This is a genomic window from Paenibacillus sp. cl141a (genome assembly GCF_900109305.1).
GTDB lineage: Bacteria > Bacillota > Bacilli > Paenibacillales > Paenibacillaceae > Paenibacillus_AQ > Paenibacillus_AQ lautus_A.
On the sequence record NZ_FNZO01000003.1, the window covers coordinates 155,606 to 169,142 of the forward strand.

13 protein-coding genes are annotated in these 13,537 nt (G+C 50.3%); 6 read left to right on the forward strand and 7 right to left on the reverse strand.

All coding sequences use genetic code 11. The annotated features are described in order from the left end of the window. Nucleotides 1-5: 5 nt before the first annotated feature. Nucleotides 6-2,414, reverse strand: a complete 2,409-nt coding sequence (locus BMX45_RS10675; protein ID WP_090909658.1) for an S-layer homology domain-containing protein — start codon at nt 2,412-2,414, stop codon at nt 6-8. Nucleotides 2,415-2,677: 263 nt separating this feature from the next. Here BMX45_RS10675 and BMX45_RS10680 point away from each other — a divergent pair, with 263 nt between their 5' ends. Both BMX45_RS10680 and BMX45_RS10685 read left to right on the forward strand, forming a co-directional pair. Continuing rightward, nucleotides 2,678-3,178 carry a cupin domain-containing protein gene (locus BMX45_RS10680; RefSeq protein WP_090909659.1) on the forward strand — a complete coding sequence of 167 codons (501 nt, stop codon included), beginning with the start codon at nt 2,678-2,680 and terminating at the stop codon, nt 3,176-3,178. A gap of 273 nt (nt 3,179-3,451) precedes the next feature. Next, on the forward strand, nt 3,452-4,468 hold the full coding sequence (locus tag BMX45_RS10685; protein ID WP_009591229.1) for an SDR family oxidoreductase: 1,017 nt from the start codon (nt 3,452-3,454) through the stop codon (nt 4,466-4,468). A 95-nt stretch (nt 4,469-4,563) separates the two neighbouring features. Here the strand turns inward: BMX45_RS10685 and BMX45_RS10690 are convergent, their stop codons facing one another. Both BMX45_RS10690 and BMX45_RS10695 read right to left on the reverse strand, forming a co-directional pair. Beyond that, nucleotides 4,564-5,349 (reverse strand): ABC transporter permease subunit, encoded by a 786-nt coding sequence (locus BMX45_RS10690; RefSeq protein ID WP_254778030.1) that lies wholly within the window; start codon nt 5,347-5,349, stop codon nt 4,564-4,566. 20 nt (nt 5,350-5,369) lie between these two features. Then, entirely contained in the window at nt 5,370-6,257 is an 888-nt protein-coding gene (locus BMX45_RS10695) for an ABC transporter ATP-binding protein (protein WP_090909661.1), read from the reverse strand. A 162-nt stretch (nt 6,258-6,419) separates the two neighbouring features. Between BMX45_RS10695 and BMX45_RS10700 the strand changes: the two genes are divergently transcribed. The 3 genes from BMX45_RS10700 to BMX45_RS10710 all read left to right on the forward strand — a co-directional run bounded on the left by BMX45_RS10700 (nt 6,420) and on the right by BMX45_RS10710 (nt 8,355). Then, entirely contained in the window at nt 6,420-7,013 is a 594-nt protein-coding gene (locus BMX45_RS10700; protein ID WP_090909662.1) for a TetR/AcrR family transcriptional regulator, read from the forward strand. 84 nt (nt 7,014-7,097) lie between these two features. After that, entirely contained in the window at nt 7,098-7,439 is a 342-nt protein-coding gene (locus BMX45_RS10705; RefSeq protein WP_009591139.1) for a zinc ribbon domain-containing protein YjdM, read from the forward strand. 202 nt (nt 7,440-7,641) lie between these two features. Then, nucleotides 7,642-8,355 (forward strand): sulfite exporter TauE/SafE family protein, encoded by a 714-nt coding sequence (locus BMX45_RS10710; RefSeq protein ID WP_090909663.1) that lies wholly within the window; start codon nt 7,642-7,644, stop codon nt 8,353-8,355. 26 nt (nt 8,356-8,381) lie between these two features. On the opposite strand, the gene BMX45_RS10715 is transcribed toward BMX45_RS10710, so the two are convergent. The 4 genes from BMX45_RS10715 to BMX45_RS10730 form a co-directional block, all read right to left on the reverse strand. Further along, nucleotides 8,382-9,110, reverse strand: coding sequence for a hypothetical protein (locus BMX45_RS10715; RefSeq protein ID WP_090909664.1), 729 nt, complete (start codon nt 9,108-9,110; stop codon nt 8,382-8,384). 181 nt (nt 9,111-9,291) lie between these two features. Next, a complete protein-coding gene (locus tag BMX45_RS10720; RefSeq protein WP_090909665.1) occupies nt 9,292-10,572 on the reverse strand; it encodes a polysaccharide deacetylase family protein in 1,281 nt (426 codons plus the stop codon). Between the two features lie 41 nt (nt 10,573-10,613). Next, nucleotides 10,614-11,354: a hypothetical protein gene (locus tag BMX45_RS10725; protein ID WP_090909666.1), complete on the reverse strand. Its 741-nt coding sequence runs from the start codon at nt 11,352-11,354 to the stop codon at nt 10,614-10,616. Nucleotides 11,355-11,578: 224 nt separating this feature from the next. Continuing rightward, nucleotides 11,579-12,565 (reverse strand): glycerophosphodiester phosphodiesterase family protein, encoded by a 987-nt coding sequence (locus tag BMX45_RS10730; protein ID WP_090909667.1) that lies wholly within the window; start codon nt 12,563-12,565, stop codon nt 11,579-11,581. Nucleotides 12,566-12,768: 203 nt separating this feature from the next. Between BMX45_RS10730 and BMX45_RS10735 the strand changes: the two genes are divergently transcribed. Further along, nucleotides 12,769-13,458, forward strand: a complete 690-nt coding sequence (locus BMX45_RS10735; RefSeq protein ID WP_090909668.1) for an FHA domain-containing protein — start codon at nt 12,769-12,771, stop codon at nt 13,456-13,458. The last annotated feature ends 79 nt before the right edge of the window (nt 13,459-13,537 follow it).

Below are 13,537 nucleotides of genomic sequence, written 5' to 3' on the forward strand. Positions count from 1 at the left end.
CGCAATTATCGAGCAGGAACGTATTCGATCCGCATTTGCCAATTCATTGCAAAATCGCTCATCCCATTGATGGTAAGTCGGAACGCTCCTCCTGGAAGCTGAGTGGACAGTTTCGCTATTCCTTTAGGGGTAAGGGATATGCTTATTCCGCTTCTGTCGTTCATGATGTTGTACATGAAATCCTCCCCAAGGATTAATGGGAAAATATCACTTGAGTTGCTGCTAAAATCATTATTCCCTGAGTAGTCAACAAGGATCGACAAAGGAACCGTTTCATAATATGAATAGACAAGTTCATTTGACATTAGGGTGAATGTTCCCTGACTGCTGTCATAGGTGGCTTGGGTCACAGTCGGCGGCGTAAAGTCGAAAGTGACAGGCAATTCAACGCTGCCCGTTTCCTTGCCGCTCTCGATGACTTTAAAGCGAAGCGATGCCGTGGAGTTCTCCTGAGCGCCAAAGATCGGTTTAACTGTTATTCCGTTTTGAGACTCGCCCGATACCAGTACAAGGGATGGATCCGAGGACTCGATCTCGATATGGCCGATAACTTCATAATCCTGAAGTATGCTCATTTCTGGTTTGCCTTGGTTGTATTGATACTCGATCTGTGCGTTGCTTCCGTCACGTTTGATCTGGATCAGTTTCTTGATGCTCCGTTTATTATAGGTATCATCCATGCTTGTATAATCAGAAACGACGGTAGGGCTGCCTTGTGTTTTGGTGTTCAGAACAAAGGATGCGTCTTGGGCGAGCGATATCGTTAACGGCTTAACCTGAAGGTTCCGGAAAACTCCCATAAAGGAAGACAGACTGTTATAACCTTCTGCGAGAGTCTGGGGTGTTGCATCCGGATTCTCAGCTGCGGATAATGCGAGTTGAATCACCCCGTTAAGGCTTTCGACCGCCTCTTGCGGATATTTGCCCAACGTGTTTCCGATCTCGGCGCTTTCCATCAATGCGTTGGCTTCCGCAATCAGATCGTCCAGCATTTCCTTTACGTTGTCCGGCAAATAGGTAACGGATGCGGGGCCTACAACAGGAGAAATTTTTCCCGTGAGGCTGCGGACTGAAGCACCGGAATCAAGAGGGTTAAACGCTGCCTTTATGGATCTCCCGAGCTGCAACGTCTCAGCAAGCACGATCTCCACTTTATTCTCGATGATGCGTACATGTTCTATGGCTTTCGGGAATTTTAGAGTTCCATCCTCGGTATAAACGGAAAAGTCCTCAACACCAGGAACAAACTGAGGATTCAAGTTCTCGTTATAGGCAAATACAAGGGTGCGCTGATCGGAAAAATAAAGGGTAGGCTGTTCCATCACCCGTGCCTGCAGCACGATCGTGGAGGTAGCCGCAGATACGTTGCCTGAAGAATCCACTGCATAGACTTTATAGTCGCCCAAGGCCAAATGGGTTGTTGTGATGGCGGTTTCCGCATTGGCGGAGGCTACGATTGCCTTGTTAGCGAGCTTCTCGGCCACCAACGATTCCAGTTGGGCTTTGGTAGTGGCTGTCTTTGAAGCGGGAACAAGATACACGATGCCTGATTCGGTGCTTCTGACGATAACGTGTAGATCAGCCATGACCGGAGAGGTTGAAACCATGGTCACCGTAGGTGGTATCGTATCGGATTCGCTGGGTGTGCCGGGATTGCTTGGAGCGGTAGCACCGCCGCCGCCAGAATTGTTATTGGTAGAAGGCGGTGGCACAGGCTTTTCAGTGGCTGGAGGAGGTGTTGGATTGCCTGGTTCCGTTGTCGTATCGGGAATTTGAGGGAGCTCGTCCTTGGCTTTTAGGAAGCGGCTTGCTACTAAGGCTACCGATTGCCTGTCCGCACTGCCGGCAGGATTAAACGAGCCGTCCGTTAGGCCACTGAGCAGCTTCAGCTCAACGGCTGCAGCAACAGCATCCTTCGCATAGTTTGAGATTGAGGCTGCATCCCTGAAATTCAAATTACCCAGTTCGGCAGCCTTTCCGCTTGCATCTATTCCGAGAGCCCGGATAAACAGGACGGCCATATCCTGTCGTGACAGGTTCTCTCCTAAGCCAAATTCCCCATTGCCCTGGCCTTTGATTAAGCCGGCTTTGACGGCTGCCTCCACAAATGTGTAAGAATAATGAGTGGCGGGTATGTCGCTGAATGTTGGTGACGGAGGCGCCGATGTTACGTCCAGAGACAAAGCCTTGGCCAAGATAATGGCGAAGTCCTGCCTGTAAATCTTACCGGTAGGATCAAACGTGCCATTGCCTTTCCCATTGATGATTCCTTTGTCGACAAGCTCCAGGATAGCATCCTTTGCATAAGAATTGGAGATGTCCGTAAGCGATGCCGGAGCTGCGTGCGCAGGGAAGGCGCAAGCACTCAGCAATGCTGCTGTGGTCATCACTTTTACGATTAATTTGTGTTTCAAGCATGTTCCCCCTTGTTTTGATGTATACCGTAATCCGGCTCTTTCGCTGGATTCGTGATTCTATAATATAGTTCCAGGTTCTGGGTTGGCAATCATTTTTTCCGGACTAAAGAACTAGTGAATACAATACAGAGAATCTGGGTCGATTCCTTTCTATTTATGGCGGGGGATATGGAAATTTTCTTGCATGAAGATTGTTTGAGACACGCTCGGCCCGGGTACTGGTACACGAGTGAACAATGAGTCGAAAGGAGCGGATGACCGTGGAAGTACATGTCAGATCATTTTTCGTGAATGATGATGGAGAGGTTCCCAACAATCCCGACCTGCCCGTCATTGTGTACAATGGGGTATTCGCGGATGACCCGAGCGGGTTGGAGGCAGCCTTTAACCGGCATCACTGGAGCGGCAGCTGGTCAGGCGGCGTATACGATTACCATCATTATCACAGCAATACGCACGAAGTCCTTGGCGTGCGGTCCGGAAGCGCGACCGTCCTTGTGGGCGGGGATGCAGGGGAGCGGCTGGAGCTTGCTACAGGTGACGTGATCGTCTTGCCGGCGGGTACTGCACATATGAAGCTTACCAGTACGCCCGACTTCGAAGTGATCGGTGCCTATCCCGAAGGGAATACGCCGAACATGAGGGAGCGGAACCCGACGGATCGGGCCCAGGCGATCAACGAAATCCAAAGCGTGCCTGTTCCGGATACGGATCCTGTCTTTGGAGAGGAAGGGCCTCTGCTGCATAAGTGGGTGAAATAACCTAATCATGCGACATTATTAGAAACCAAAAGACTCCCGCTTGCCGCAAGCATACGGGAGTCTTTCTGCGCGTTACAAAACAGCATGTTAGCCTCATGCCGGTTCGCGCACGACCTCTACCTCTATAATGCTTCCTGCTCTACCCTCTGCTCAAAGTCCTGTGAGGTTCAACCCTTTTTGGAAATTGTAATGCACCCGTGCCCATGCTATCGTAAAGGATAGAAGGTCAAGTTGCAGTCAGTCTTCTCATTATTGCTACCGGAGGTGCAGTTTATGAAAGCGTTGTTTATTGGAGGAACCGGAACGATCAGCACGGCGATTACGAAGCAGCTGCTGGAACAAGGTTGCGAGTTATACTTGCTCAATCGAGGGAACCGAAACGACACGTTGCCCGAGGGCGCACATATTTTGCAAGCCGATATTCATGACGAAGACCAAGTAGCGAAACTGATTGAGCATCTCGATTTTGATGCTGTAGCTGACTTTATTGCATTCGAGCCGGCCCATTTGGAGAGGGATTACCGCCTATTTGCAGGAAAAACCAAACAGTTCATCTTTATCAGCTCGGCTTCAGCCTATCAAACACCCCTATCCGATTATCGCATTACGGAAGGGACGCCTTTATCCAATCCATACTGGGCGTATTCCCGAAACAAAATAGCCTGCGAGGATTATCTGATGAAGCAGTATCGGGAGCATGGCTTCCCGGTGACCATTGTAAGGCCAAGCCATACGTACGATGAGCGGTCCATTCCGCTCGGCGTGCATGGCAGCCAGGGAAGCTGGCAGGTCGTGAAGCGCATGCTGGAGAATAAACCGGTCCTTATTCATGGAGACGGGACATCGCTGTGGACCCTGACGCATAACCGCGATTTTGCAAAAGGCTTCATCGGCCTGATGGGCAATATCCATGCCATCGGGGAGTCGGTGCATATTACCTCTGACGAGTCGCTCACCTGGAATCAAATTTATGAAATCATTGCAGATGCCCTTGGCGTACAGCTGAATGCGGTGCATGTCTCTTCCGAGTTCCTGGATGCTACCAGCACGCAGGATTTCCGCGGGTCGTTACTGGGAGACAAAGCGAATACGGTGGTGTTCGATAACAGCAAGCTGAAGCGGCTGGTCCCTGAATTCGTGGCAACCATCCGTGCCGATCAAGGGATCAAGCAGACCGTGGACTATATTTTAGCCCACCCGGAACATCAGCGGGAGGACGCAGAGTTTGATGCGTGGTGCGATAAGGTCATCTCCGCGCTGGAGAAGGCCAAGTCGATCATTACGGGGTAAGGCTTAGGATAGGATAGATATGGAAGGGATACATAAAACGGAGAACACCCGGTTCTGGGTGCCCTCCGTTTTGATATCATGATCTTCTATTGAGATCACAGCGGCAAATCACGTTTTCGAAATAACGCGATGGCCAGGCCGAATGCGATCAGTCCGATGGCTGCTAACACGAGGGAGGTTAGCACGAACTCTCCGGTCCCGTTTACAATTTCACCAGGTTGATAGAGGGAGAAGAGGGTGAGATTTCTCATCCAATCGATCTTCTCGCTGAATTTACTGATCAAATCCAGGCTGAAGAACCCAAACGTGATCAACCCGGAGATGCCCCGTGCCTTCTTCTCGTCATTGCACAGCGACGATACGAGAAAGCAGATGCCGGAGATGGCAAAAAAGAGCAGGAACGCCGCCGCATTCATTTGGATGAAGCGGGCTGTATTGAATTCATAGGAATCGCCAAGCAGCCAAGTGCTTCCGGCAAATCCGGCCAGCGTTGTAACCGCCAAGATGAGAAAGAGACCGCTTGTCATCACAAGACCTTGCGTGAGTGCCACTTTCCCTCTGGTGGTCGGGGAGGACAGCAAATAGGCCATCGAGCCCTGGTCAACCAATTTGGCCATCAGTTGGGTTGTAAGCTGCACGCAGACGATCGCCAGGATGAGCACCAGAATCAATCCGTAGTATTCCCCGGAGATGAACGCTTCAGCCGTACCAAAACCGTTGAGCCCGAAGGCTTTGCCGACGCCCTCCGGCATCGACGCAACCAAGTCGTCAATGGCTTTGGTGTTTTTGGCGATGCTGGGATATAACCAGAACATGAGCAGAATATAGAATGCGGAACCGAACGCGTAGTTCATCATGCCCTTCATGTTTACTTTCATCATCTGTTTATATAAGGCGACATTCATTTCGATATCACCTTCCGATCATAATAATTCATGAAAATATCCTCAAGGTTCTGGGTGAAGACATCGATATTGCGCACGGGGTATTTTCCAACTTCTTGGATAAATTGATCGTAATTGCCTTGGACGGCCACCCTCACTCGAAGCTCTTCATGGGATTCGATCAGCAGACTGGAGCTCCGGAAAGCCTCGGCATCGCCTGAATGCACGAAGTGGACCTCAAACAGCTTCCGTTGCATGGACTGCAGTTCATGGATGTCCTTGACGGCAATGATGACCCCGTCCTTGATAATGGCGGCCCGGTCGCAGGTTCGCTCGATTTCCTGAAAACTGTGGGAAGACATCAGGAATGTCGTGCCGCGCGCTTTTTCCTCGAGAACGATTTCGATAAAAACCTTCTGCATCAGCGGATCGAGTCCAGAAGTGGGTTCATCCAGAATGATGACCTTCGGATCATGCATGAAGGCGGCCACGATTCCGACCTTTTGCTTCATGCCTTTGGACATTTTGCGGATCGGGGTATGCACATCGAACTGCAGGCGATCGATCAATTGATTCCGTTTGGAAACATCACGGATTCCCTGCATATCCGCTATAAAATCCAGAAAGGTCTTACCCGTCATCCCTTCGATGAAGGAGATTTCCCCGGGCAGATACCCGACATCGGCTTGGAATTTTCCCTGCGCCATCCAGGTATCGAGCCCATTCACCTTGACGTATCCATGGTCCGGCTTCATAAAGCCCATAATATGCCGGATCGTGGTCGACTTCCCGGCACCGTTGGGCCCCAAGAAACCAAAAACCTCGCCCGGCTTTACCGAGAACGATACATCGAAGATCCCCCTTCCGTTGGAGAATGTCTTCGTCAAATGCTGAACGGTTAACATACCGCCACCTCCGGATATTGAAGAAATGAAATATTATGGCTCGAATATTTCATATGTTATAATATACCTGGCTTAGGGTCTCGTCAACAATTTAATGAAATTTATTTATGATTATATTTCATGAATTACATAACTATAATTATGGAGTTAGGATGAAGGGATATGAACGGTTTTGAGAAAAGAGCGAACCTGATCAAAGAGAAGATTATGAGAACCACCTTGGACTTGCTGCGAACTTTGGAGCTTAAGCGGATTCGAATTGCGGATATATCCAAAGCGGCCAAGGTATCCCAGGTGACGATTTATAATTACTTCGGAAGCAAGGAGGAGCTGCTTCGCGAGGTTTTCCGAAACTATTTTGATCAGGCGATCCGGGATTTCGAGCAATACATGAGCGAAGGCCATTCGTTGAAGGAGAAGATCGAGCACATTATTTTTCTGGAGAAGGAATCCTACAACGATTTTCCGCCCGGCTTGATCAAAGAGTTGTTGATCGATGATGAAGAGCTATCCCGTTATATGGAAGAGCAGTACAGGAACAAAGCCATTCCGCTCACCATACAGATTATTCAGGAGGGCAAGGACAGCGGCGAAATTTCGCCGGATGTATCGACGGAACATGTCCTGGCGTTTATCCAGTTGTTCATGAATCAATATGAATCGATTCTGGCCATGGCCCAGCAAAGCGATGATATGGACGGCTTCCTGGAGGGAATGGTTCATATGTTCTTCTACGGCGTCTGCGGGAAGGCTTAATCTTTCAGGGGTGGAAGTATATAGCGGACATCTGTTTCGAATATAGGGTATAGTTATTGTAAAAAAGAATGGAGAAACGTAACGATGTCTACTCTGCCGAATTGCCCGAAATGTAATTCAGAATATACGTATGAGGATGGGAACCTCCTGATTTGCCCCGAGTGCGCTCATGAATGGACCCCGGGGTCCCAAGCGGAGCATGATGAAGATGCGAGGGTCATTAAAGACGCGAACGGAAATGTATTGGCCGACGGCGATTCCGTAACGGTAATCAAAGATCTTAAAGTAAAAGGCAGCTCATCCGTATTAAAAATAGGCACGAAAGTGAAAAATATACGTTTGGTCGACGGCGACCACGATATCGATTGCAAAATCGAAGGATTCGGGGCCATGAAATTGAAATCGGAATTCGTTAAAAAGAGTTAAGATGTGTTAGCACGGTTCCATCATGAATAGCAGCAGCAAAAACCCTCCATCAAGGAGGGTTTTTCTCGTCTAACCAGGGCTTTTGCAGCCTATGGCGGCAACAAATGAGGAGCAGTCTCGTGATGGCCTTATGGTACAATGACAGGATGGGCTTGCTTCGTAATAGGAGCTCCCCGGAATAGGTGAAGAAAGCAGGTGCAGCGTGGATATCATACTGTTTGCGGTTATTATATTCGTGGCGTCGATTCTCCAGACCAGTACCGGTTTTGGGTTCTCCATCCTGGCTACGCCGTCTCTGCTGTTGTTGTTCCGGCCCGCCGAGGCCATTCAGATTAATCTGATTCTATCGCTTGTCATATCGGCTGCCCTGATTGCCAAAATCCGCAAGGACATCGACTACGGCATCCTGAAACGATTGGTGATCGGAAGCGCGGCTGGTCTCCCTCTGGGCATCGTTGTTTTTTCGCTCATCGATATCGTCTATCTGAAGCTGGGCGTCGGTCTGATCATATTGGCCCTGACCGTCATGCTGATGCTGAAGTTTAGAATAAACCAAAGCCGCGGCAGGGACTTGGCGGTGGGAGGACTCTCAGGTTCTCTAACGACGAGCATCGGCATGCCGGGTCCGCCCCTGCTGTTATATTTTTCGGGCACCGATACGCAGAAGGCCAAACTGAGAGGGACGACCCTGGCCTTCTATTTGTTCATCTACTCCCTGAGTTTGATCATTCAGGTGATTGTGGCGGGAACATCCAAGACGGTCTGGGTATCGAGCGGAATCGCGCTGCCGCTGGTATTCATCGGGCTGTTTATCGGACAGCGTTTATTCAACGTCATCAACCAGCGTGTGTTCCAGATCTTTACCTATATCATTTTGATCTTTACCGGTGTGTATATGCTGATCGACAGCTTGTAGCCATGCCAAAGAAGCTGGCAGAATCATCATTTGGACTGCTCGAACAGCGTCTCGGCCAGCAAGGGAAACAGGTTATCAAAAGCATGCGTATTCCCGTCAAATACGTATCCCCCCGGATAAGCGGGATCCTGATCCCGGAATTGGAGCATGCGTTCATGCAGCTGCTGCGCCCATGGGAGGTCATTGGTTTGCAGCGCCAGAATGATGGCCAGACCGTAAACGGCAGGCGACTCGTAATCCGCGTCCGGTTTGCGGCTTTCACGGGTGTAGCGGCCTGCCAGCCGCTGATGCTGGCGGAATTCTCCCTTCAGGAACGCTATAAGATCTGTCGGCGGATGATTCATCTCGGCGAGATGGACGCCAACGATCAATTGGTCGATCAGATTGACCGATGCGTCGTACTCATATTTGCCGGAGCTGATCTGATAGGTTTTGGGATAGAAAACGCCGTCCGAAGGCATATGAGCGAGCAGGTTTTGATATCGTTCATAATCCCGGGAGGGTAGGATTCCGTTATTATGCATTTCGCGCAGTGCCGATAAGTCAACGTAGACCAGGCTTAACGCGGCGGCGGATTCATCCCGTGCAAAATCATGATAATCGACGAGGTATCCTTCCGTTCGAACCGCAAGGAGTGCAGACCCGTTCTCCTTGTCCTGGATGATCCAGCAGGCTAAGAGGACGATGCCGGCAAGGGCAAGAACGACGATGATCGCAAGAATGGCTTTCTTGCGCGTTGAAAGCCGGTTTGTCATAGGTTCACCTCGACCATACTATTTCGATATTCAACAGGTTAAAGCCTTCAAGGAAGACTGGCGGCGGTGAAATAGCCCCCTGGCTGTAGGAACGGTTATACTTCACTAAAAAAGGCTGTACCTGATGTTGGAAGCTCCAAATCATCAAAGGTACAGCCTTTCTTGTATAAGCGTATAGCGATTATTGCAGACTGACGATGGTTAGTCCTTGATCCTGCAGGCTCTTAATGATTTTTGGTAACGCATCCACGACCGCCTGGGATTCATGCAGAAGTATAATGGAGCCGGAAGCTTCGATGTGCTGGACATAGTCCAGGATTTTATCCTCGTCGCGGGTCAGCCAATCCTCGGGATCCCGGTTCCAGAGCACCACTTTATTGCCTTGCTGGCGGCTTAACGCCTCGGTCCGGTCATCAAAGGCACCGTAAGGCGGACGGAAGAGCACCAGCTTCTCATCGGTAATATGCTCGATGAGATTGGCCGCCCGGGTCAGTTCCGCCTTTTGTTCTTCATAAGTAAGGCTTGGCATCTGGCTATGGGTCATCGAGTGGCTGCCCACGGAGTACCCGTTGGCATGGATGGCCTTAACGTAGTCCGGATGTTTTTTCACATTGGTGCCGACAAAGAAGAACGTCCCGCCAACTTCGTGTTTCTTCAAGACGTTCATGATATCCATGGAGTGCTTGGATGGCCCGTCATCGAACGTAAGGGCGACATACCCTTTAGGGATGCTGTAGGAGATGAAATCCTTAAGCTCCAGCCGTGGAAGGGCAGCCGAAGTCTTGATCTCCTTCTTCTGTTTGCGAGCCGCTTCCTTCTCCACGGAGGCGGCTACAGGTTTGGCGATCATCGCATTCCGGTTCTCGGCCAGCAATTGGATGACCGTTTCGACCTCTGCTGCGGCTGTTATTGCAGCTCCATGCCGGATGTCACTCGGGTACGAGTAATTAAATGAACTTAGCAATACGACAAAAATCAAGCTCATCAAGGTTGCGCTTGCCAGCTTAAGCGGAAGACGATGCCGCTTCCTTGCAGAGCGCGTGGCGTTTCGATTTCCATCGGTCTGCACCTCTTCGGCCTGACCCGGTTCGGATAGAGGCGCAGACAGGAAGGACAGGGTAGATACATCGTCCAAATGTCGGATAGCCTTGATCGCCTCTAATTCGTTCCTGAAGTGAACGGAGCAAGCAAATGAGAATCGCTTGCCATGGTCACGATATGTACGGGTAATGGAGCCTATGTATTGCTGTTGGATGGCATCCCATGTTGTATGTAAAGATAATCGGTATTTGTGAACCCCGTTAAATTCCGACACGGTCGCTATATTCGCTATGGTTTCATGATCGGTTAACCACAACAGCTCCGCCGATTCCGAGAAGGATAGCTTGATTCGCAGAGCGAAAGCCTCGGTATCCGTCTCGATCGCCAGCAGCTCAATGACTTTTCCATAGGAGTCAGACATGACGGCCCTCCTTTCTCTAGATGTTCATGCAGTGATTATGCTTATTCCGATGGTGTGTGGGGAGCCGATGCTTTTGGCGAGAAGGAGAAGGACATCTTCTCGGTAAAATCATTGATGGTCTGCATCAATTTGGCTTTATCGTCCAGAATGTTCTGGTACTGCTCCGCATACTTCTGGTTTGCAATCTCCAGCTCGCGCACCTTCTCTTCAAGCGCGTTGATCTTGAGCATGCTCTGATATTGGGTGTTGTTAGACTCTTCGTAGAGCTTGTTGTACTTGGCGGTTTCGGTCTCCAGCTGGTTGGAGAGCTTCTCGTACGCCAGCTTCGATGTCAGCTGGTATTCCTTGTAATCCTCCAATAGCTGGTCGTAACTCATCTGTTTGTTGGTCAGTACGTTCTCCAGCTCGCGAATTTCCTTGTTCTTCTCCTGGACCAGCTGATCGCGCTTGATCTGTTCATGCTTATACCGGTTGATCGTTTCGTTGGCGGTAAATAGCTGATCCTCCAGCCCCTTGTTCTTATAGGACAGCAATTGCCGCTCCTTCAGCATGTTCTCGATCGAAACGATGACGTCAAGGCCGATTTTGTCCTGGTTGTCCTTGGAGAAAAGATGCTTGCTGCTCTCCGCGGCGTGCAGTTCAGGCTCCGCGGAATATGCCGGCTCTTCTTCGACGGTTACGGCAATTTCCTGGTGTTCGGCACTGTTCTTCTCAGATTGGTTCTGGTTCGAGCGGGCATTCTTAAACCAGGCCATTCCCTTTTTTTCTGTTTCCCTGGCCAAAATATCAACTCCTATATATTTCAATGAATGCAGCATGAATTTAGGATAAAAGACCCTATTAATAGTCATCGGTAAAAACACCCTAAAAACTTTGCCCTTTGACCCTATGAAAATAAAAAAAAGCCCCGTAAACGAGAGGGGGCTTTTTAGAGGGCGGATCTTCCGGTATATGAGGCCTTTCGACCCGCCTATATCAAGATTCGAAACGAACGCGATGCTTCGACTTATTCCTTTTTCCTTATGGTCAGTTCCGGGGCGATAACGTCGACCCGGTTCGTCCAAATCCCGCCGCTGTAATCGTCCGGCAGCCTTTCCAAATCCGCTACGGAGTCAAAGCCCTCCGACCAGCCGCCTTCCCCGGCCACGAGGATGACCCGTGTATTGATGCTGTCCATCCGGTTTAGGAATTTATCCGGCCATCCCCATAAATAACGGGCATATTTCTCTGGTATATGGAGCTGGGTGTTGCGGCAAACCGATGGAAGGTAGCCGCTCCAGCCGGCCCCGGCGTAGGATACGAGACAGCTTTTGAGCGTATCCATGGACATGACGCGCAGCGAGGGGAGCTGCGATTTTAACGTGCGGATCGGCTGGTCATCCCCGTAAACGGTCAGCTGGCTGAGACGCTTCACCGGCAGACCGGACAGATAATCGGCCAGTTGTTTTCCTTCTTCAGGGTCCGTGCTTTTGATATGGATCAGAAACGCGCCGTCCGGGAACGCCTCCAACACCTCGTCTAACGACGGAATCAGCCCGACTCCCTTTCCCCGAAAAGGATAAGTCGCTCCTTGGTCGGCCGTGTAGCCGTACCCGATGTCTATGTTTTTCAGCTCGTCCATGGTATAATCCTTGACCGAGCCCTCCACGTTGGTGCGGCATTCCAGCGTCCAGTCATGGAACACGGCGAACTGGCCGTCTTTGGTCGGTTTGATATCCAGTTCCACAATATCGGCGCCTGCCTCGAAGGCGGCTTTCATGGACGGAATGGTATTCTCCAGGTAAGCGTGCTCCGGCACATAGATGCGGGAGGCGGTACACGTGTCGGCTTCAATGCCTTCCATCGTGAAGGTCTGCCCAAGCCCGCGATGCGCCAGCAGCAGCGGCTTGCCGTCACGGTCTTTGGTGAGCAGGGATGAATTGTTAACGAACAAAAACACGAGCAACACAACAAAAAACAGCATGATTTTCTTCCATCTTTTTAGTTTTCGCATGATCCAATCCCCCAAAATCGTATACAATATGCAATAGTAGATTGATATTTTTCTCTTTCTCTAAACGAAGTTCTTTATTTATATCCTTCTTCATTAAATCTTAGTGATTTTGGGCGCATACTCAATGGCTGGAACATAACAATTGCATAATAACGAACTAACAAATACAAATGAGCGAGTATATGGGAACAGGAGGGAGCATGATGGACAAATCCTCCTTTTTGATGGTGGAGCGGGGAAATCCCTACGAGCGCGGAGACGTTATAGCTTTGACCAAACCGATCACGGTGCTTGGCCGCAAGGGCCAGCATTTTGATCCGGATATCGCGTTTGACAATATTTTTGTGTCCCGGCGGCATGCGGCGCTGCTGCATCGAAACGGGAAGTTCAGCATCAAGGATCTGAACAGCAAGCATGGCACCTTCGTTAATCAGGCACGGCTGGCTCCCCATGATGAAATCCCCCTTCAGCATGGAGATACCATCGTGCTTGCGGGAGATCTGATCGTGCTGTCCTTCTCCATCCTCAGCATGGATGAGACGATGGACATTACCCCGCTGATCAAGCAGCTAGCGGCGGTTGAGGGCTCCGGCGGGCTTAAGCTGAACCCTTTCAAGCAGGAGCTGGTATGCGGCGAGGACGTGTACGTTTTTTCGGAAAAAGAGTACAAGTGCATGGAGCTGCTCGTCAATCACCAAGGACAGTTCGTGTCCAAGGAGCAGCTCAAGGCATACGTTTGGCCCGAGCGAAGCTACGGGACGGACGAAGTGCCCGATGTGAGCTCGGAGGAGCTGAATGCGCTGATCTACCGGGTCCGCAAGAAGACGAGGGATATTCTGGCCATTGAGAGCATCCGGGGAAAAGGCTATATTTTGCAGTCGACGGCTGAATGACGATCGCAAAAACAAAAACGCAATGAAATCTAAGGAACCATACAAACAGCAGGCCCTTCCTCCATGCAGGAAGGGCCTG